The organism is Bacillus sp. FSL K6-2944, from assembly GCF_038005385.1.
Classification (GTDB): Bacteria; Bacillota; Bacilli; order Bacillales; family Bacillaceae_G; genus Bacillus_A; species Bacillus_A cereus.
This window is the reverse complement of sequence record NZ_JBBOTE010000004.1, coordinates 203,708-225,737: the sequence shown is the minus strand read 5'-3', so window position 1 is coordinate 225,737 and position 22,030 is coordinate 203,708. Positions and strand designations below refer to the sequence as shown.

The window sequence follows — 22,030 nt, the reverse complement described above, 5'->3', positions numbered from 1 at the left end:
ACTGTTATCTCTCCATTTCTTTTGAAAATGTGTCAATTGTAGCTAATACATCTAAAATTTCTTTATAGAAAACGTCTCGTGTATCACTCCGATGAATTTGCTTATACAACTCTCCATCTTGAATAAACAAAATACGCTTACAATAACTCGCACTATACGGATCATGCGTAACCATCATAATCGAGACATCTTGTTCTTTATTTAACTGTTGCAACGTTTCTAGTAAACTTGTTGCATTTTTAGAGTCAAGCGCTCCAGTCGGTTCATCTGCCAAAATTATCGCCGGCTTATGCACCAGTGCACGAGCTGCAGCGGTACGTTGTTTTTGCCCTCCGGATATTTCAACAGGGTATTTGGAAAGAATAGGAGTAATGCCTAATATCCCCGTTACATCATATACTTTCCCCTTAATTTCACGGGAGGATCTCCCTTGAAGCGAGAGTGGCAATGCAATATTTTCATAAACCGATAAATTTTCCAGCAAATTGAAATCTTGAAATATAAAACCTAATTTCTGAGATCGAAAATCAGAAAGTTCATTCGCTTTCATCTTTGTAATATCTATTCCAGCGATAGTAATCCTACCCTCTGTGGCTTGATCTAAGGTAGAAATCACATTTAGTAGTGTTGTTTTCCCTGAACCAGAAGGTCCCATAATTCCAACAAATTCACCTTCTTCTATAACAAAAGAAACACCTTTTAAGGCGTGGAATTGATTTTCACCTTTTCTACCGTATACTTTTTTCACTTTATTTACATATACTACGGATTTACTCATAATAATTACCTCCAATCCAAAATGTAATCTCAGGTTGATTCATATAATATTAGTTTATCTATTTTACTTTAATAAAGATATTGATTCTTCTTACATCTACCTTACAATGTTGTAAGCTGTAGTTTATTGTTATTTTTTCAGTCAAAATATAGGTAACAAGAACTCTTCAAATGATATAGATCTATATCCAAAATGTATCTCCGTTTAAATTATTCAGACCTAAAGTTTATAACCTCATGACCATTAACGTAAGGGTTTTCACTACCCCAAGTACAACAAGACATTATTCTTTCTTGACGGACTAGATAAGAAAGTACAATGTCTTTTATGAAATCTCTTGATTCAAGATGAATTACAGTCATTTGCGAAAGAAATCAAATGACACATCATACTTGTATTTTAACAGAGCTGGCAAGCGATCCCTTAGTCCGATTACGTTAATCGCATTTAATAGATTTACTTTTTAATTAGAGGGAAGTACTACCCTTATAGCTTGGTAAATATAGAAAGCTAATATCCTAAAAAGCCCCCACTTCAAGCAGTCCGTTAAGACGTTAAGTGGGGGACACGTTCACTAAAACATATTTACTTATTGATTCACTGCATTAACTACAAGTGCTGCATATGTTTCTGCACCTACTTTAGTTAAGTGTACACCATCAGGTGCAAAGTATTCACTCTTTCCAGCACTTGCGTCATACCAATCCACTAGCGTTACATTTAGATATTCCGCTGCTGTTACTTTTAATCGCTCGTTCACAATCGATTCCCATGGACGTGGTACCCTCGTATTAATCAATATTATTTTACGTTCCTTTCCAATTAATTTTATTAATGAAACAAGGTTCTCAGTAGTAAAAGCTCCATTTGTACCTAATCCAATAATGACATGGTTTCCTAAATTCCCTTCATTTTTTAAGCGTTCAACTACAGGAATTGCTTTTGACAGCTGGCGACCAATTTGTGCATCGATCCCAATATCAGGAAATGTATTTTTTAAATACGGAGCAATATCAATCATTATGGAATCGCCTATCGCAGTAACTGTTAGTGAATTTTTAGGTTGTACAGAATTCACTTCTTTTGATTTTTCTTGATTTTGAGGCGCTTCTTGAGTTAGATTTTCCCGTACTGCAACTGGATGTTTCGCAGGTTGTGTTTTCGTTACTTCCACCGTATCCTTACTAGCTTTTGCTACTCCTAAAACGGCTATGGCCGAAACGAATACTGTACCAATTAAAGCTAACTTAATACCTAAAGTGACATTTTGAAATCTTATATTTTTAAACTGAATATTCCGAAGTGTACCTTGTCGGATTGGATTTTCAATAAATTTCCAAGAAATTTGCGCAATTATGATAATCAAAATGAATTGAAGAATTGCTCTTATTAGTGAAAAATCCCCAGTATTTACTTTTGGGGTCGTCAATGTAAGAATTGGATAATGCCAGAGATATATTCCATACGACCTCACCCCTATCCAGCGTAAAGGTCTAAATCGTAAAAATTTAGCAATACGACTAGCAGGATGAGCAAGATTTGCTACTAACAATGCTGTCGCAATTGATAAGATAACCATTCCTCCACGGTATAGAAATGCATCATATTGATTAGTCTTCCAAAACATAACCAATATAATAATAAGAGCACTCCCTCCCACTACATCAAGAATGAAACGTGCCTTTGGAATAATTTTATTTGTAAGCTCAGCGCTTGGCCAAATTAAAGCCAGTGCTGCTCCAATAAGTAAAGAAAAGGCCCTCGTATCTGTACCATAATAAATTCTACTTGGATCAGTTCCCGGTTCATACAAAATTGCCATTGCTAACGCTGAAAAAGCAGCCCCCAGACAAATCAATAAAATCAACCGAGATCGTTTTTTTGTGTAGTACAGTCCTAAACTAATGATAAATGGCCATACAACATAGAACTGTTCCTCCACTGCCAGCGACCAAAAATGATTCAATGGAGAAGGTTGGTTAAAATTATCAAAGTACGATAATTTATGATAAATATACCACCAGTTACTAACATAAAATAATGCTGCTAATGAATCGTCACGCATTGTTTCAAGTAAAGAACTATGAAAAATCGCAATCCATGCGAACGTGATAACAAGCATAACAAGCATTCCTGGAAGCAATCGTCTTGTCCTACTAAACCAGAACTCCTTTAAATCAATTCGCTTATTTTTTCTCCACTCCGTCACTAAAATATCTGTAATTAAATACCCTGAAAGTACAAAAAATACAGTAACTCCCAAAAAACCTCCAGGTATCCAATTAAAATTAATATGATACAAAATAACAGCCATTATTGCTAGGCCCCTTAGGCTGTCCAATCCAACCATATAACGACTATTTTTTTTTGAAGGTTTAATCACCTTACAATCCCTCCTATTTCTTAAAAATCAGGTTACGGTTAGTGATACAAAATGATACCTTTTTCTAAAAATTCTTTGAGAAATTGTTCTATAGCTTTGGTGTAAAGATAATGAAATATAAAAAAACTATACTTCCAATTATTGAACATTATCCAACAATTAGAAGTATAGTTCAGAGCACCTTACACTTTCCGAATAAACTTATTATTTATTCGGAAAGTGCATGTATTTGTGGATTTTGATATGGTTGTTATAGGGCTTTAATTAAGACGCTTGATTCATCTATTGACTCTATCGTGAACTACCCGCCACTTAACGCTCTTACGAGCTGTTTGAAGTGGGGGCTTCTCGGTTAGTCGTTACTTTTATTAGCTAACGAATTAGTCGTAAGACCGCGAGCTATCTCCCATGTCCCATAGGTTCTTTGATACGATTTATGATAATTCTAACAAACGTATAGCTTCGTTTTTGATGTTGATTGCAGAATTATAATCTCTATCTATTGACGTACCACAATCACAAACATACACTCGTTCAGATAGTCCTAAATCCTTTACGTTTCCACAATTACTACATGTCTTTGTAGAAGGAAACCATTTATCAATTCTTATAAGCTGTTTGCCTCGTTCTTGTAACTTATAGGCTAAAAAAGTCGTGAACATTCCCCATCCATTATCAGTAACACTTTTTCCAAAGTTTAGTGCTCGTGACATTCCTTTCATGTTCAAGTCTTCAATTGCTACAACACCAAAGTTGGTAACTAATTCTTTCGATTTATGATGAAGAAAGTTCTTACGTTGATTTGCTACTTTTTCATGCAATTTAGCTACAAGAATCCGTTGCCTATTCCAACGCTCTGAGCCTTTTATGCGTCTTGATAATACTCTTTGAGCCTTTGCTACTTTTTCTAATACTTGACGGTAGAAGCGAGGATAATTGGCTTTCTCATTCTCACTACTTACATATAGTTCAGACATAGAAAAATCTAACCCAACAACAGTTTCCGCTTTTTTTTGCACAATTTCTTTTTCATACTCAGTCAAGATAGAAACATAATATTTCCCAGTGGGTGTCATGGAAATCGTACATGACTTAATCACATGGTTTTGAGGTATTTCTCTATGTTGTTTAATCTTTACAAGCTTCAATTTCGGTAATTTGATATGACCATACAGCAACATAATATTTCCGTTGACCACATTCGTTGTATAAGATTTTCTATCCTTTTTACTTTTGAACGTCGGGAAGTCATTTTGACCACTAAAGAAATTTTTATAAGCAGTTTGCAAGTTTAATTGAGCATTCGCTAATGCTAACGAATCCACTTCTTTCAGCCATTCAAACTCTACCTTATACTTTGCAGGAGTAGGGAATTTTTGTTTCTTTAATTCTTCTTTATTCCCTTTGTGCTTCTCATACACTTCCTTTCGTTCAGCCAACATCTTATTGTATACAAATCGCACACACCCAAAAGTTTTACGTATAAGATGTGCTTGTTGTTCTGTAGGATACAAACGAAATTTGTACGCTTTATTACGTATTGTCATATCATTTCACCTCACTTTTCCCCTTGATTTTCAATATACCTTTTTACTACATCTATTGGTGAACCACCAGTAGTTAGTAAGCAAAAACTTCTTGACCAAAACATCTCTTTCCAAAGCTTCTTTTTTACTTGTGGAAAGTCTCTCTTGATGAGTCGAGAGCTGGCACTTTTATACGCATTGATGAACTTTGTTATTTCTGTATTTGGATGCGATTTGAATACAATATGAACATGGTCATTGTCATGATTCCACTCAACTAAAGTTATGTTATAGCTTTCTGAAAGCCTTATAAACATATCCTTTGCATAGTTAGACATATCATCATCGAATACCTTTCTTCTATATTTCACAACTAATATAAGATGATAATAAAGTAAGAATACTGAATGATTATTACTATCTAATTTCATTGATATACCGATCTTTATACTTAATAAGACTGATTATATCAGAGTGAGATTGAAAATAATAGAAAGAACCTTTCGGCTAACGCCAAACCGAAATTCATCTCCCACCTACCGTTGGGCTATCGCCCTGCACACGCTTGAGGAAGGAGAATTCTTTCGGATAAAGCGTTAAACTTATATCTGTTAATACTCAGCTATTTCACTGAATAGTGAATTTAGCACTAGACTCAGCGCCTTCGAGTAGCTAATCCACATTTCCACCATTTTAGAAAAATTGTACACTAGTTAGTTGTTTATGCAACTAGGATTTATTTTGAGTTTAACCTTATTGGTTCAATTTGTAATTCGTGTGTTAATAAAAATTTTATATTCTGTATTCCCTAAAATAGTTTACTAAGTAAAGTATTTTCGCAATTATACTATAAAATAAAATATGTCTTTTAACAACATAAAAAAAGGGCATTCACAATGGTCATTTTCCATCTATCTAAAAACGTTGTAAGAGTCCATATAAATTTTATAGCTTATTAGTCTAACGAAAGATAGTGCATATTATTTGAATGTTTCAACTTTCGGATTTTTATACCTATTGGTATCTTTCCTCAACTGTTCTCTAAGGATTCAACAAATAGATGCCCCTATTACTCGTAAAACTGAACATGCAAAGAAAAAAGCACTCTTACGAGCACCTTTTTCTTTGCTATTCATGATATATATCTTACTTCTCAATATACATCGAACGTATAATCGTACGCGTATATGGATGTCCGGATTCATTTTTTCCTTTTACATCAATCGTAAGATTGTATACACCCGACTGCTCTACATGCTGTACCATTGTAGACAACGTATTTGCATCTAATTGTTGAATCCCCGTAGATTGTGAAACGAGTGTACCCATCTGATTAACAACTCGCACCGTCATAGAAACATTCTCAGCTTCAACTGATTTTTCATTAACAGATTGCATTTGAACCTTTGCTGCATCCGCTTTCGTTTTAGCAGGTATTTTTAAACGGAACGGTGCTTCTTGTTGATATTGTACTATCGCTAAATAAGCATCTTTTACCGCTGTATTCATTTTTATTTTCCATTCACCTATTTCCATACTTTTCAACTGAAAGGTATGAATGGAAGCCCCTTTAAAAAAGGTATCTTTATCCGCTGTTAATACAGCCTCCTGTTTATTGTAGACTGTCCCTGTAGGTGAAATGAGTTGTACTTCAATCTGTTTATTTGCAGTTAAAATTGATACTGTTCCTGATGTTAGTGTATCTACAGAAAACGTAGCGTAATTATCTTGATGTGGAATTAGTTCACCACCTAAAACCGTTTGATTTTCTGTTGTATCTAACGCTGTATAAGACTTGTTCATAAGAGAGGAGGAGGATAACCTTTCTTTCCCCATCTCTTTCTTTTGTAGATAGGGTTCTATGCGAGCGAAAACGGCTGTTCCTGTCCGAATAGAGTCATGATCTAATGTAGGGTCGGAAAAAAGATGGACACCGTACGGTAATGCGGTACTCCATTCACTGACAAGTCCATCGTTATTTCCATATGGAGACAAATATAACCCTCCCATAGATAAAGCAGAGAAAGTAGGACCCCAGCTCGTCCCTGCTAACGTGTAATACTGATTAGAATTTATGACTGGATTCGTATCAATAATCGAGCGAAAACGCGCCATTTCACCAGTTTGTAACGCATACGTCCCTTCATCTTGTTGTCCTAGTAAGGATGAAAGCCATCCTGCCCACCAACTATATGCTAGATCTGCTAGATGTGTCCCATGATGAGGGGATCCAAGTGTGATTACCTTATCAACAAAACGATATGCGCCATATTGTACAAGGGCCGCTTGTGTATCAATTCCCCCTTTACTATGTGCGACGATGTTTACTTTTTTCCCAAAATGTTGAGAAATGGCTTCTAATTTTTCCGCCAATAATTTTCCATTTGTCCAGGGACTCACAGACCCTGCACCCGCAGCATCATAGAGTTGTACAAAAGCAGTTTGATAACCAGCATGGTAAGCCAAGTCGTACATATTATTTTTCCCATGATAGTAAGTATCTTCGTACCAATCATTTGCCTTCCCATTCTTTCCTTGTACAAATACAATCGGTAATTTTGTAGAATCTATCTGTGCAGGTGTTGCCCCCACAAACCAATCTCCCGGTAGAAAAATGTCTTTTGATGGGAATACCTTACTGTAATCTAGATGTGTATCGGCAGATACAGAAGGTAGACTACAAAACATGATAAAAAAGAAAAAAAATGATTGCAATAGTATTTTACAATGCCTCAAGTGAATGCCCCCCTATGTTTTTGTTCTTTATTATTACACACATTAACAAATTAAGGTTACATCTCCTCACCTCCCTCGTATATTAATATTTAAGCCCTATTACAGGCTTAGATTTTCTTCTTAATAAGAGCCCTATAAATAAAAATACTTGGACGTCTCAAGATATTTCTAGATAATGATTGTAGGATCATTTGGGACAATTCTTTCACCTCCTGTGGATTTACCACATTTGAAGAGTGTTTCTCAGTGAACGTGCGGGACTCCCTACTCGCAGGCTGAGCAGCCTGCCCCTCGAACCTAGATGATAGTAGCTCTAGGGCGGCTTTCGATTCAGGACTAGCTCTCATACACGAGGTTGTTGGTCGGCGTACACACTAGAGATATCTCGAGACGTCCAAGAAATGATTCTAATATAGAAGGGAGGTCTCTTACATGAGATTATTTGTTGGTTTAGATGTAAGTTCGTTTGATATGAAAGTTTGCTTTTTAAATGGTGATGGAGAAAAACTGGATTCTTTTTCGGTCAGTAATGACCTACCAGGAGCTACTACACTCAAAGAAAAATTATTACAGTGTGTTGCAGGGAAAGAGGTCGACATCCTTAAGATTGGCCTAGAATCCACCTCTGTTTACAGCTTTCATCCTTCTATGTTTCTTCACCATGATATAGATTTACAGCGTTTTGGAGCAAAAGTATTTCTCCTAAACCCAAAGCAAGTCGCAAATTTTAAGAAAAGCTATTCTGACATGAATAAAACCGATGAGATTGATGCCTATGTCATTGCTGATTACTTACGATTTGGCCGCAATCAAATGTCTATCGTAAAAGAAAGCCAGTACGTGGCACTGCAGCAATTAACTCGATCACGATACCAACTTGTCAAAATGTTAACGAAAGAAAAACAACACTTTCTTCAACACCTAAGTTTTAAATGTAATACATTTTCACAAGAGGTGGATACTTCCGTATTTGGTAGCGCCATGACAGAACTATTTCTTGAAAAATTCAGCTTAGAGGAACTAGCTAATATGCCTTTAGAAGAACTCGCTGAGTTCCTACAGGAAAAAAGTCGAAACCGTTTTGGTGATCCAAAATGCGTAGCAGCATCCATTCAAAAAGCTGTGAAAGCTTCTTATCGCTTGGATAAGGTTGTAGAAGATTCAATAGATGTCATCTTAGGTACATCCATCGCAGTCATTCGTACGTTTCAACAGCAAATCAAGGAATTAGAAAAGTCTATTAAAAAAATCATGGCTGGTTTGACCCAAACACTTGAATCTATTCCTGGAGTAGGTCCTGTTTTCGCTGCCGGTATCATTGCTGAAATTGGCCAAATCGAAAGATTTGACGATGAAACAAAAATAGCCAAATACGCTGGATTATACTGGCGAAAGCACCAATCTGGTCGTTTTACAGCTGAAGATACTTCATTATCCCGTACAGGTAATCATTACTTGCGTTATTACTTAGTTGAAGCCGCCAATTCAGTAAGAAAGCATGTATCAGATTATCAAGAGTATTACGTGAAAAAATATAATGAAGTACCAAAACATCAACACAAACGTGCACTCGTTCTAACCGCAAGAAAATTTGTGCGATTGGTGGATGCGCTACTACGTAGCCACCAACTTTTTACGCCTGGAAGGTGTGTGAAAGAATGACATAAATTTTTGTCATCGCTACCTTTCATTATTTTCCAGTAAATTACATTCGTTACTGGTTTAGTTTCGTGATGCCTTTTTTAAACAAATTGACCTTTGGCAACTTTAAACTTTGTTATTTCTCAGTTGACATACTACCGCAGGTCTTTTTTACATAAAGTTTTTCATGATATTCGGTTTTCGAAAGAGAAAAACCTTTTATTCTAACAATTTCACTATATTTCCCTTATATAAATACAAGGAGTGTTATCCAGTAAGCCTGACCGAAGATATAAAATGAGGGGAGTAAAAATTGAGATAAATTGAACGTGAAAATTTTGTCTAGTTTTCGGACAAAATAAACATTCTATATTTTGAAGAAATCCTAGGTTTTATTATATTAATTCGTTATGATAATAATTGAAAAAAGTAAAGGATTCCTGATTATACGGCTGATTTTATCATTTTAGCCAAGAAAACTCTTTCCTCAAAAAACACGAAGTGGTAAGTGGGAAATGAATGAGCTTCGGACGAAGGATGGCGGAAGTCATCTTATTTGTTCGACATACAAAAATTGTTACTTCACCACCCACAAAACATATGTTCGTTATATGATCGAACCACATCGAAATAGAAGTAAAACTTGTGACACAAACTATGACGGTCCAAGTTAAATTGCTTCCGACAAAAGAACAAATCAGGCTATTGAAACAACGTAGTCAAGAGTATATGAAACTCATTACTATACTTGTATCTGAAATGGTTAAAGAAAAGAAAAATACAAAGGATATCAAAGCCAACCTTCCAAGTACAGTGAAAAAGAGTGCATGTCAACTCGTTTCAAGGCTTGTACCGTATTAACCGACACATCTAATCGTAATGTCGACTTGTAGAAGCACAAATTAGGTATACTTCGTATCACGAAGAAATCTACTAAATGGATTGCTCAAATATCTGTTACGGCTCCTACAATAGAAAAACAGGAACAAAGATGAATGCAAAACCAAAAATCACAAAATGAGTCGTAAACTCGTTGATTTCGCAACGAATCATACGATTTCTGTCCTTCGATTAGAACAACTAAATAACAGTAGACAGACAGTGCGTAATAGAAAATATAAGTGTCCATGCGGATTTGAGAAACACCGTGATATCGTTGGAGCGATGAATATTCGCTACGCAACTGTGGTTGTTGACAATAATAGTCAATCATTCTAAGAACCTATATGGTCTGTCTTAGGAGGGGTGATGGCACACTCTCATCTTGAAGACTGTTCAAAATAGAAATGGACTGCGAACATTTAGTCATTCAAGAATCTCATCCGTTACACCGTAAGATGTAGGACTTCCTGCTTTAACCATGAGAGTGTCAAATCCTTTAAGAATTAGAGGTGAAATTATTGAGCAAAATAAATATTTTCTGCACAATAGATCGTCTTGGGCGACTATATATTCCAAAATATGTTCGACGAAACATGGAGGTTTCAAAACAAGATAAGATTGAAATATATACAGAAGGCCAAACCTTACAACTAAAACCTTATAAACCACAGTGTCTTATCACAGGCACATGTTCTAGTGAAAACATTGTATTATCTCGTGGAACAATTATCTTAAGCAAGGAAGGTGCCAAGCAAGTAATTACTCAAATCCAAACATATTTAGAAAAATAATCAAAAATATGAATTTAGCATTTATCTTATATAAATGCTAAATTCTGCAATTCCACTACAAACAGAACGCTTATTTTTCAAAGAACCGTTCTGTTTTACAACAAATTTAACAGATATATGTAGAAAGACTCCGAACAAAAAGATATTTAAATTTTCTTTATATTCATTTCTCCTTATTAGTATCTTTTTACTTTTTTATTCAATAAAGTACAATTAAAGCGGGGTATATATCTTTTAGTATAGATAATTATCTAGTGGGATTTAAAAATATAATATAGATGTAAAAAGTAGAACTTTGGAATCATTTGAATCACTACTCATAAAAAGAAACAACGTGCGCTCATAAAATTCAGATGCTTATCTAATAGAGTAGAAAGGATTGTATGTAGAATGTTATATTCAGAGCTAACTTTTTCGTTACAACAGAGTTTTCGTTCAGATTTATTTAAAGTATTACGCTATTATTTAGAGGATACAAATTATGCATGTGTTACAGAAAACACACCTATTATGACAGATTCTTTTGTGGCGATGTTGGTTGTATATTTTCAAGGTTCTAATTTATTCTTAAAGTGGGAGCTAATGGGGTTCGAAATAGACATTATTTCATGTAAAAAGATATTACATGAAATTGAAACTGCCATGAGACAGAGAAATTCTACGTTAAAACAAAGAAATTACTTTTATAGTTTACTACGGGATATAGGCATTCAAGAAAATATACCAAGGGACCTATTATGTTTGAAAAAAAGACTATTGGAGTTAGAAATGCTAAAACTTCAGCAAGAGACAAAAAAAGAATGTCCAAATCCTATGCAAAAAATCAAAATTTTGCAAAACATGTAAAAAAACATTCCATTGAACGTTAGCGCTATCAAAGAATACGAAAAAATAATTTAAATTAGCCTTGTCCCAGTGGGATAATAACGGGCATCATGTGTAATAAACATATCCAAACAGGATGTAATATTAGATGGTTACAGATATAGCTAACAGAACTCTCGAATGGCACTTTACTTGATCTAAATGCGTATGTATCTGATGACAAAGAACTGGATTCGTACCTAAGTCTATTTTATTTTTGGTAACATCGATTTATATAATGATAACCATATAAAATTAATTTTTGTATTACGATTTGTATACATTATTCCCAAAAAAAAATTGTATGCCTCAGAATTTTAGAGTTAATTTGATCGTTTTTAGTTGGAACTAGGATTTCCTCGTATGATAAAGCAAGCACATAACGATTACGTTGTGTGCTTGCTATTTGCTACATTTATCAAAATAAAACGTTTAAAATTTTCATTTCTCATACATTTCAAACAATTATAGCCTATGCTTGCCAGAATACATAACTTAAAATGTAAGTATTCCCTGATGCTATTAGGCTAAAGCTATTTTGAAAATAACCGTTCCTGGTATGGCACATACAGTCCATAGTCGGCTATATGACATTATATATTACGCCCACTTACCTTCTTATTATTAATCAGAGTGACAATATACATAATAATTTCATATTATTACCGCTTCACTCGGGGATGCCGGTTCCCTTTCCCTTATAAGAACCCTCTTGTTTCCAAATTACTTAGAGTATAAACTATCACTTGAAATTTGTTGTTCAGGTCCATTATTAATAGACCATAATAATTCCATTATACTTGCACCAGGTCCATTGAAGTATTCTATTTTAATATTATATAATTCATCTTTATTTAAAGAAATTGATCGGCTAGTATGTTTTGTTTTTGGCATTACATTGTAATCATCAATTACAGCTTCATCATTAATATAGACACGTACACCATCATCAGAGTTCGTAATAATTTTATATTCTCCTGTTTGAGGCGCTTTAATTTTTCCAGTCCAGCGAATTGAAAAATTTTCTGGAACTTTTCCTAATGCGTCGGGTAAATCGCTAATAGTAATATTTTTATCTACACGTTCCATTACTTTATTATTAAAAAATACTCCTGTATAGTATTCTCCTAATAAACCATGCTCTATTTGGGGTGGTGTTTCATTTTTCACCAACCCTGCATTTAAATTTTTTAAATTATTTTGAGTTACAGTTATGTACTTCGTTAATCCATCACTACCAAAATAAGGACTGGTTCCAAAAAAGCGATAATTTTGTGGAACGTTTACTTTCGCATAGTACTTACCATCGGCCACATCACCAAAAGAATATTTTCCTTGCGAATCCGTTGTAGAACTTTTAATTAAAGATCCATTAATAGTAAATAAATCCATTTTAATATTACCGATTCCAGATTCTCCTGCATCCATCTTACCATTTTTGTTTTTATCTTCCCACACCACACCTGTATTTTCAGCAGCATATGTTGGCGTAGTCATCACATATTGACTACTTAATAGTGCGGTAGATAATAGTGTTCCATACATTATTTTGTTTAATTTCATAAAATGATTCCTCCCAAAGTTATTTTTCATTGACTTACTAAAGATAACGAATCCGAAAGGTCATATTTTATATTTTGATGACGTAAACATAGGATATTTTGAAAAAAAGAGCTTTATCTTATCAAAAAAACCCAGTACATACTTCCCTCTACATGTCCCTCAACTTAAGAAAATAAAATGTTGCTCTTTTAAAAAAGCAACTTATTTGACATCATGGTTATAGTTCTACTGCAAATTTTTTCAAAAAAAAAAGAGACTACCACCTGAAAAAGAAACGCAGAGAATCACACATGAAATATTTTTATAGAAAACAATTCAAATAAAATACTATTTTAATAGTCGATAATTAAAATTAATACTACCGTTTTCCTTTACCCTTGCCGTTAGAAATTATCATCACTTTAATTTGTCTACCTTCATTTTGATTTTTACTACTCATCCATACATATTCAAATATTCTGTCATTTACGAAAAACTCCTTAGATTCTACTTAACATAATCATATTATAAGAAGAAAAAAGAGTCTACAGAGATAGATACGTTCCAATTGTTTGGTATCACATCTTTTGGTTCAAATAATCTATCAAAACAAACAACTGTCACAAGATATAACCTTTATGAGCGATAACTCTGAAAACATTTATCAACCTATACAATCTAGTCAATGTATATAATTTATTGTATGTTTAGTGTGCAAACAAGACTTTGACTGTAAAAATAAAATTAGAAAGGAGAATACTATGAGGTATCATGCGTCTATCCTTCTGAAGATTGCCTTAGTAGGAATTATCGGATTTCTATTTGGAACTACTATAAGTGCTGAAACTGAGAAACCTTTTCAATCCAATGATTTTTCTACATACGGGCTTGGCTTAAAAGATAATAAAGTGAGTGAAGATATCCCAGAATATACACCATCTACTTATTATCTTACAAAACAGGAAGCCGCTATACAAAAACAACAAGGAGTTTCAAATCCAAACATTCTTCCGAATCGAATCAATTTACGTGAATATTTTCCAGAGGTACGAAGTCAAGGGAAATTTGGAACTTGTGTCCCCTTTGCTACAACTGCTTTAAGAGAATACTATATTGCGAAAGATGCGGGAGCTCGTGGAACGGATATTACGTATTTATCTCCCTCTTATATTTATTACCCAAGTGGACCCAAGGATGGTATGTATTTCGAATCAGCATTTCAAATTTTAAAACAAGAAGGCGTACCGCCAGAAACAGAACGCTTGTATGATTTAAATCCAGAAAATATAAACCAGTTTAAAGAACCTCTTACATCATTACAACAAAGAAATGCCCTGCCTTATAAAATTAGTTCCTATCAAGCCATACGCCAAGCAAATATGATTGCCGATATCAAACAAGCATTAGCCAATCAAGATCCTGTTTTAGTAGGAATACATGTATATCCAAACTTTGATGCAACTCCTACATCTGGAGTTGTACCGCCTGTTACGGAAAAGAAATCACGGGGAGGACACGCCCTCGTGGTAGTGGGGTATGATGAGACAAACCAATGGTTTATTCTAAGAAATAGTTGGGGAACGAAATTTGGCGATCACGGATATGCTTATATGACATATCAAACATTATTAGATATGTCAAATAGTGTCGCTTATGTTATTAAGCCTATACAAAAACAATATCCACCATTTGGTGTACAAATAACAACTGCAAATATAAATTCTTCTGAAGTCAAATTCAATGTTTCAGCGAAAAACGTAACTGCATATGATTTATATAAAAATAATCAAAAAATACAGACTTTCACAACAAATATCATTACAGATTTAAATATTCGGCCCGAACAATCCTACATGTATCATTTGGTCGCAAAAAATGCAATTGGAGAAACGCGTAGTTATCCTTTATCGATTCTGACCCCATCTTTCATACAAATAGGGAAAGCCAATTAATTATGCTGCAATTGGGAACCATAAACACACTTGATAAACATTGATGTAAAAAAGAATAGAGACAAAAGGAGAACCTGTTATATACGACAGGTTCTTTATATCACTAAAAATAATAAATTTTCAGGAAAAACTCTTCTTTACCACACGAATGAAAAGTGAGTTTCGTAAAGTTTACAAAGTTTTCTATGACCATACCATTTTGATGCATGATATGGATAAGTTGAGCTGAAATTTTCCTTTCGCCATACTTTCTTTTCTCCCCCATTATATGGAAAACAGTAAATTTACAGGTATCAACAGAGCGCATCTTTTTGCCTGAATTATTCATTTAATAAGAAGAAAAATCAAAAGTATAGGAAATAAACCTTACCTATAATGTCACAGCCCTAGAAACATTTAGTTTTGTAAGACAATCAAAAATAAATGTTTCTGCTAATGTCCGATGGGTATCGTTAACAGATATCTAGTTATTGATAATAGTTATTTTATATCCACTAATATACAAAATTCCCCTTGATGATTTAGCGCTATTGCTATACATACCCCAAAATTCCGCGCTTAATAGCAAAAAATTCATAATTTCACAACATAACAATCTATAGTTTCACTCCCATTGGCCTTACTCCTATTGATATCGTTGCTACTACAGCGTTGGTTCAAGAAACATGCGGAGAATTGGATATTTCTATTGTTGCAATAGAATGCGACAAAGACCACGTTCACTTGTTCTTACATACACCATCAACACTTGCCGAGCCTATGGACGCGTTCTTATTTTGTTTCTACTGCTGGAAATGTATCAAGTGAGACAATAAAACAGTATGTTGAAAATCAAAAAACGAGGGGGTAAAACTTGTGCCACAAACCATCACAGTTAAAGTTACATTGCTTCCAACAAAACAACAAATCATGCTATTGGAACAAAGTAGCCACGAGTATATAAAAGTCATGAATGCCCTTGTATCTGAAATGGTTGAAGCAAAGAAAAGCACGAAGAAAAGTACAAAGGATATGGAAGCCAATCTCCCAAGTGCGGTGAAAAATCAAGCAATGAAAGATGCGAAAAGTGTGTTTTCTACAAAGGTGAAAAAGAGTACATACAAAATCGTTCCGATTCTAAAAAGACCTGTTTGTGTATGGAATAACCAAAACGATTCATTTGACTTCACGCACATTTCAATTCCGTTTATGGTAAACGGAAAGTCAACTCGTTTACAGGTTCGCGCTTTATGAATTGACAAATATAATCGCAATTTCGAATTGTTGAAGCACAAGTTAGGTACACTCCGTATCACGAAGAAATCTGCTAAATGGATTGCTCAAATATCTGTCACGATTCCTACAAACGAAAAAACGGGAACAAAGATTTTAGGAGTAGACTTAGGTCTTAAAGTTCCTGCGGTAGCCATCACAGATGATGATACAGTTCGTTTCTTCGGGAACGGTAGGCAAAACAAATGTATGAAACGTAAGTTTCGCAGTGTTCGCAAGAAGTTAGGAGAAGCTAAGAAACTGAATGCCTTTCGTCAACTTGATGATAAAGAACAAAGATGGATGCAAGACCAAGACCACAAAGTAAGTCGTGAAATCGTTGATTTTGCAACGGATCATACTATTTCTGTCATTCGATTAGAGCAATCACGAATATGAGACAGACGGCACGAACAAGCCGTAAAAACGAAAAAAATCTACACACTTGGTCATTCCATCGTTTCGCACAATTCATCGCGTACAAAGCGACATTAGTTGGCATAAAGGTCGAATATGTGAACCCTTCTTATACAAATCAAACGTGTCCGAAATGTTCTGAAAAGAACAAGGCGCAAGACAGAACATACAAGTGCCAATGTGGATTTGAGAAACATCGTGATATCGTTGGGGCGATGAATATTCGCTACGCAGCTGTGGTTGGCGGTAATAGTCAATCAGCCTAAGAACCTATATGGTCTGTCTTAGGAGGGGTGATGGCACACCCTCATCTTGAAGGCTGTTCAAAACAGAAATGGACTGCGAATGCTTAGTCATTCAAGAATCCCATCCGTTACACCGTAAGGTGTAGGACTTGCGGCTTTAGCCGTGGGAGTGTCAATACCCAAAGATATACTTCTTTAAATGAGATGAGCTACAGTCCTACTTAAAAAGGTTTATAAAACAAAAAATGGTTATTTTTTTGGTTAATGAAGCATAAAAATGATATTATGAAGAAAAAAAGTGTTTTATTCTTGTGGAATATAGCATACTGTTTAGTGCAAAATAAAAGTACAGAGTCGAGCAACGATTTTGTACATAGATAAAGTGCATAAAAAAAGGCTTGTCAGCTCTTAATAAATCCCTTACTGTTTTCGTTACCACACGAAACAGGAGGACTAGAAAGGATGCTAACAATGCCTGAAATTCATTATATCAAACATTTAAGAGAAAATGATGATTTAAGTATTTCTGAAATTGCAAGAAAACTAGGAAAGAATTGGAGAACTGTCAAAAAGTATGCTGATGAAGAAGTGTATCCTTCGGATACTGGTCCAGTTTGTACAAAAACAGGAATGATGTATGATAGTGAGTTTGGTGAAATTGTAGATTTATGGTTAGAGGAAGATAGTAAGCTTCGCCGTAAGGAACGAAGAACAAGTAAAAAGATATTTAATCAATTAAAAACAGAATATAAGTTTCAAGGTTCGTATCGAACCGTATGTGATTATATCCAACATCGAAGACCACAGATAAAAACAGCAAAAGAAAAACGTTACGAACGATTAGAACATCCTCCTGGAGAAGCACAAGTTGATTTTGGAAATATGACAGTTGTCAAAGATGGAGCATATAAAGATATTAAAGTACTATTGTTAAGCTTTCCCCATAGCAATACAGCATTTGCTTATCCATTACCAGCTGAAAATAAGGAATGCTTTTTAGAAGGCTTAAAACAGCTATTCCATCAAGCAGGTGGTGTACCAACACATCTTAGGATTGATAATCTATCCGCCGCTGTAATCACCATAGGAAAAGGTGAAAATCGTATTTATACAGAAGCGTTTTTACAATTTCAAATGCATTATAACTTTGAAACACAACCATGTAACCCTTATAGCGGGCATGAAAAAGGTAATGTTGAGCGTAAAGTTAGTTATACACGTAATAATTGGTTTACAACTTCACCGGTTATGGAAAGTTTTTCACAACTTGCACAGTGGCTAGAAGTACAAGCATTAGAGGATCAAAAACGACCGCATTATGATAAGAAAATCATGATAGAGGAGTTGTGGAATGATGATAAAAATGCATTAAAGCCATTGCCTTTAGAAGACCTATCGGTCTTTTCACTAGATACTACAACTGTAAATAAATATGGAGAAATTACAGTAGATCAAGAACGATTTGTTTTACGCAAAACAAATGTCAAACAAGTTATTGTCATAAAAAAAGAATGGGATCAATTTACATGTTTTACTTCTGAAGGAGAAGTAATCTTTAAAGAATATAGACCTTACATGCATACAAATAGGCCCATTCCTTGGGAAGAAATTTTTGAAGATTGGGAAAAGAAACCACGTGTAGTACGTTATTCAAGATATTTTAAATACTTACCTATGAGAGTTCAGGATTATCTCCTCTTCCAAACGGAAGAGCGTAAATCACGCTTAGTAGGGATAAAAAGATTGCTCAAAAAGTATTCTTTACAACAATTACATGTTGTTTTAGAAAATGAGGATTGGCTATCAAAAACCCCTTATGAACTTGATGGCATATTACAAGCGAAACAAGTAACTTATCCGCAGAAATGGGAAGAGAAACACACACCATCTGTTTTAGTGGATTATGAAACGGATTTAGAACAATACGATCGGAAACTCTGTCCAACTTTAGAGAGGAGTTCATTTTCACTATGATACACAGAAACCTACAAGAAGCTTGTAAAGTATTACATTTGAGTTCTATTCTAGAGCATTATGATGAAGTTGTATTTGAAAATAAAGAACAATTCTTACAGGATATTTTAAACTTAGAAATTGAAGCTCGACAAAGTAAAAAAGTATCAACTTTAATAAAAAAAGCAAAATTTAGAGAGTTAAAGTGGTTGAAAGATTATGAATGGGGTGAACAAATTCATTTACCTTCTACGACAAGCAAAGAACATATTAGTGAGTTGCGATTTTTTGAAGGAAAACAGAACCTTTTATTACTCGGATCTCCTGGAACCGGAAAAACACATTTAGCAACAGCTTTAGGTTTAAAGGCCTGTGAACAAGGATATCAGGTAAAGTTTTTTCGAGTAGCTGATTTAGTAGGCATATTAGAAGAAGCTTTAAAACAAGGGAATCTAACTCGTATAAAAAAACAAATTGAATCATGTGATCTCTTAATTTTAGATGAACTAGGTTATGTACCGTTTCAAAAGCAAGGAGCGGAGCTCCTATTCCATATTATTGCCGACTGTTATGAGCAAAAAAGTGTGATAGTTACTTCGAATTTAGAATTTGGTCAATGGAATCGTATATTTGGTGATAATCGACTTACTTCTGCATTGGTGGACCGTTTGGTCCATCATGCCCACATTATTGCATTTACGGGAGAAAGCTATCGTTTACGCAATGCGTTGTCTTCTGGAAACACTAAAATTACTATTTAAAAAATCGAGCTGCTAGCCTCTGCACTTTTCGCTGCAACTCTCTGTATTTTCTACTTGCACAAAACAAGCATACATATAATTGCAACATGTGTTGCTATATTTTCTATATTTATTGACACATGTTGCATATCGATATTACTGAAAAAAAGTAATGATTTATGTGTTTTTTTAAATAATTTGTAGGAAAATCGGTTCTGTTGCAAATTAACAAAACATAAACCTGTTTACAATACGCGGTTATAGTTTAACCCGTTTTAAAAATAGCCAAACTCTAGTACGTAGAAACCACTAAAATGTTATAAAAACCATAGCCTATTTTGTTTTTTTCAATAACTCATTATTGACAATACGAATTTAATTTATCAACTATCTCTAATTTCCATAAATCTTGAACAGTTTGTAATCTATTTTTCATAAATGTGGTATTTAATTGCGATGCACGATTTACTTCATCCACTAAGCTAGATAACATAGCATCTAACTCATTCCATTTTGTATTTAAGCTTTCTAATGAACTAAGCAAGCTTAACGTTACAAAGTTTCCATCTGTATTAGGTCCATTAATATTACCGATAATCACATCAATATGATTATATAAAACCTGTGCATATAAAAATTTTTGCTTTGCACCAATAGTATCGTATCCGTCTGCTAAAACTTTTACTTTGGCGTTCACCATTTGCAATTGCTGTGAATTTTGCGCAAACGCTTGTTTAAAACCATTTATTTGCGTTAATAGTTCTGTAAATCCATCCTTAAAATCTGTAATGTCAGACTGCAAATGCATCAGGTCGATGAGAATATATTTTTGTAATGTTGGATCTTTTACTTGTTGTTGTACTTCAATTTCTTCTTTTATCACTTTTAACTTATCATCAAATTTAGTATTATACTCCATAATTTGCTGCTTTCTCCAGTATAGCGTAGGTTGTAGAATATTTTTCCACTGATTAGCCAGTATAAATACATTATTTTCAAGATTTGTCGCATTTGATAAAGTAGCCTCTGATAGATCTGTATTATTTTTAACTGCCGTTATTTTATCTACAAAAGAAGGATGTATTTGAATAATATTACTTGTTAATGCATTTATAGTAGAAACAGGCCCAACTATCATTTCTGCAGATACAGGATTTGATATAAAAGAAGAAATAACAATACATATAACAATTAAATAATAATTCTTTATTTCCCGAATATATAACATATATATATCACTCCCCGTATATTCAAATAAAAATTATATGTATAAATATTTATACACATAAAACTCTTACCTACTAGTTTTTCATTTGTTGAATTTTTACAATGGATTGACTATCCCCTTTATGAGTAAACAATTTTTTTATTCCTCAATACCTTAGTTTTGTCTATACTCTTTTCATAATATGTATAAAAACGAACGGACCATGATACTTTATATAGACTCTTCGTCAAAAAATTTTAGACTTTTTCCTAACCAGCACTCTGTCCAAAAAGCGAGTTTACAACGTATTTTTTATATACACATATTTACTTTATTACCAGTCCTTCTGAGTTTACTACAGGTATCCCTAAAGGTTTAAAGTTGATATTTCCGTTTACATCTAATTCATAAGTTTGAACGCTAGATTCATATACTGAACCTGGTTCTTTTTGGTCTCTCATATCAATCACACCATTAAAAATGACTTCTTTCGTCTGATCATCTAAAGCAAATCCTATTTCTTTTAATTTGTTCCAGATAGTCGGATTGTGTTGAGAGATGACTTTTAATTTATTATAAATCCCTAATTGTACCCTTGTTGGATACGTATCTACATAATATCGTAGGACAAAAAGAAACAAACATTCGCCCTCGAAAATTGTTATGAACGAAACAAAAGCGTTCAGCCTATCTGCTGACGGCAATTCATCTCCACCTGAATTGTTGGGTTTCACCCGTAACACAAATCAGATGGAGTCTTCTTGCCGGAAGAGATAAAGTTATAACTATCCTTTTTCCAATTGGTTTGTTCGTTTAAATCATCGATCTCTACAAGATAATTTATCGTTTCATACATAAAATAAATACGACTATAATCACTTGAATCATTTTGTTCCACACAAGATTGTTCATATCCTTTTCCTTGTTTTAAATAAATATTTAGATTAGTCACTGCAAATGAATAGTTTGGAGATATTAATAATGACGTACTTAATACCCCAGCAAGTAGAATAACCTTTAATATTTTTTATACTGATACATATCCTGCTCCTCTTCTCACACATATTCTTTAAGACTACGTAAATAATATCAAAAACATATAGAGTGTAATATATAAAAAGG

At 34.1% G+C, this 22,030-nt stretch carries 14 protein-coding genes and 3 pseudogenes; 9 read left to right on the top strand and 8 right to left on the bottom strand.

Annotation, left to right across the window (positions count from 1 at the left end):
* Positions 1-4 precede the first annotated feature (4 nt).
* From MHH55_RS31475 to MHH55_RS31455, 5 genes are all read right to left on the bottom strand, one after another.
* Positions 5-778 (bottom strand): ABC transporter ATP-binding protein, encoded by a 774-nt coding sequence (locus MHH55_RS31475; RefSeq protein ID WP_078187582.1) that lies wholly within the window; start codon positions 776-778, stop codon positions 5-7.
* Between the two features lie 589 nt (positions 779-1,367).
* Positions 1,368-3,161, bottom strand: coding sequence for an acyltransferase family protein (locus tag MHH55_RS31470; protein ID WP_078187583.1), 1,794 nt, complete (start codon positions 3,159-3,161; stop codon positions 1,368-1,370).
* Between the two features lie 434 nt (positions 3,162-3,595).
* Entirely contained in the window at positions 3,596-4,708 is a 1,113-nt protein-coding gene (locus MHH55_RS31465) for an RNA-guided endonuclease TnpB family protein (RefSeq protein WP_340882113.1), read from the bottom strand.
* An 11-nt stretch (positions 4,709-4,719) separates the two neighbouring features.
* The gene (tnpA, locus tag MHH55_RS31460; RefSeq protein WP_002066009.1) at positions 4,720-5,118 is read right to left on the bottom strand and encodes an IS200/IS605 family transposase; all 399 of its coding nucleotides are present in this window, start codon (positions 5,116-5,118) and stop codon (positions 4,720-4,722) included.
* Between the two features lie 715 nt (positions 5,119-5,833).
* The gene (locus MHH55_RS31455; protein ID WP_139362572.1) at positions 5,834-7,375 is read right to left on the bottom strand and encodes an esterase/lipase family protein; all 1,542 of its coding nucleotides are present in this window, start codon (positions 7,373-7,375) and stop codon (positions 5,834-5,836) included.
* A 480-nt stretch (positions 7,376-7,855) separates the two neighbouring features.
* Here MHH55_RS31455 and MHH55_RS31450 point away from each other — a divergent pair, with 480 nt between their 5' ends.
* The 4 genes and pseudogenes from MHH55_RS31450 to MHH55_RS31435 all read left to right on the top strand — a co-directional run bounded on the left by MHH55_RS31450 (position 7,856) and on the right by MHH55_RS31435 (position 11,583).
* The gene (locus tag MHH55_RS31450) at positions 7,856-9,085 is read left to right on the top strand and encodes an IS110 family transposase (protein ID WP_340880302.1); all 1,230 of its coding nucleotides are present in this window, start codon (positions 7,856-7,858) and stop codon (positions 9,083-9,085) included.
* A 624-nt stretch (positions 9,086-9,709) separates the two neighbouring features.
* Positions 9,710-10,282, top strand: a pseudogene (locus tag MHH55_RS31445) (zinc ribbon domain-containing protein).
* 182 nt (positions 10,283-10,464) lie between these two features.
* Positions 10,465-10,737: an AbrB/MazE/SpoVT family DNA-binding domain-containing protein gene (locus MHH55_RS31440; RefSeq protein ID WP_078187330.1), complete on the top strand. Its 273-nt coding sequence runs from the start codon at positions 10,465-10,467 to the stop codon at positions 10,735-10,737.
* Positions 10,738-11,127: 390 nt separating this feature from the next.
* A complete protein-coding gene (locus MHH55_RS31435) occupies positions 11,128-11,583 on the top strand; it encodes a hypothetical protein (protein WP_078187331.1) in 456 nt (151 codons plus the stop codon).
* A gap of 741 nt (positions 11,584-12,324) precedes the next feature.
* On the opposite strand, the gene MHH55_RS31430 is transcribed toward MHH55_RS31435, so the two are convergent.
* Complete coding sequence (locus MHH55_RS31430; RefSeq protein ID WP_176116630.1) at positions 12,325-13,164, bottom strand: PA14 domain-containing protein; 840 nt, start codon at positions 13,162-13,164, stop codon at positions 12,325-12,327.
* Positions 13,165-13,904: 740 nt separating this feature from the next.
* Here MHH55_RS31430 and MHH55_RS31425 point away from each other — a divergent pair.
* From MHH55_RS31425 to istB, 5 genes and pseudogenes are all read left to right on the top strand, one after another.
* The gene (locus tag MHH55_RS31425; RefSeq protein WP_078187333.1) at positions 13,905-15,095 is read left to right on the top strand and encodes a C1 family peptidase; all 1,191 of its coding nucleotides are present in this window, start codon (positions 13,905-13,907) and stop codon (positions 15,093-15,095) included.
* 651 nt (positions 15,096-15,746) lie between these two features.
* Positions 15,747-15,945, top strand: a pseudogene (locus MHH55_RS31420) (transposase); the annotation flags it as partial.
* A gap of 5 nt (positions 15,946-15,950) precedes the next feature.
* A pseudogene (locus tag MHH55_RS31415) lies at positions 15,951-17,029 on the top strand (RNA-guided endonuclease InsQ/TnpB family protein).
* Positions 17,030-17,470: 441 nt separating this feature from the next.
* Positions 17,471-18,982 carry an IS21 family transposase gene (gene istA / locus MHH55_RS31410; RefSeq protein ID WP_078188121.1) on the top strand — a complete coding sequence of 504 codons (1,512 nt, stop codon included), beginning with the start codon at positions 17,471-17,473 and terminating at the stop codon, positions 18,980-18,982.
* Positions 18,979-19,722, top strand: coding sequence for an IS21-like element helper ATPase IstB (istB, locus tag MHH55_RS31405; protein WP_172404313.1), 744 nt, complete (start codon positions 18,979-18,981; stop codon positions 19,720-19,722). Before istA ends, istB begins: the two co-directional genes overlap by 4 nt.
* Positions 19,723-20,059: 337 nt before the next feature.
* Here the strand turns inward: istB and MHH55_RS31400 are convergent, their stop codons facing one another.
* Entirely contained in the window at positions 20,060-20,929 is an 870-nt protein-coding gene (locus MHH55_RS31400; protein WP_078187334.1) for a hypothetical protein, read from the bottom strand.
* Positions 20,930-21,234: 305 nt separating this feature from the next.
* Positions 21,235-21,612: a hypothetical protein gene (locus tag MHH55_RS31395; RefSeq protein WP_176116628.1), complete on the bottom strand. Its 378-nt coding sequence runs from the start codon at positions 21,610-21,612 to the stop codon at positions 21,235-21,237.
* Between the last annotated feature and the right edge of the window lie 418 nt (positions 21,613-22,030).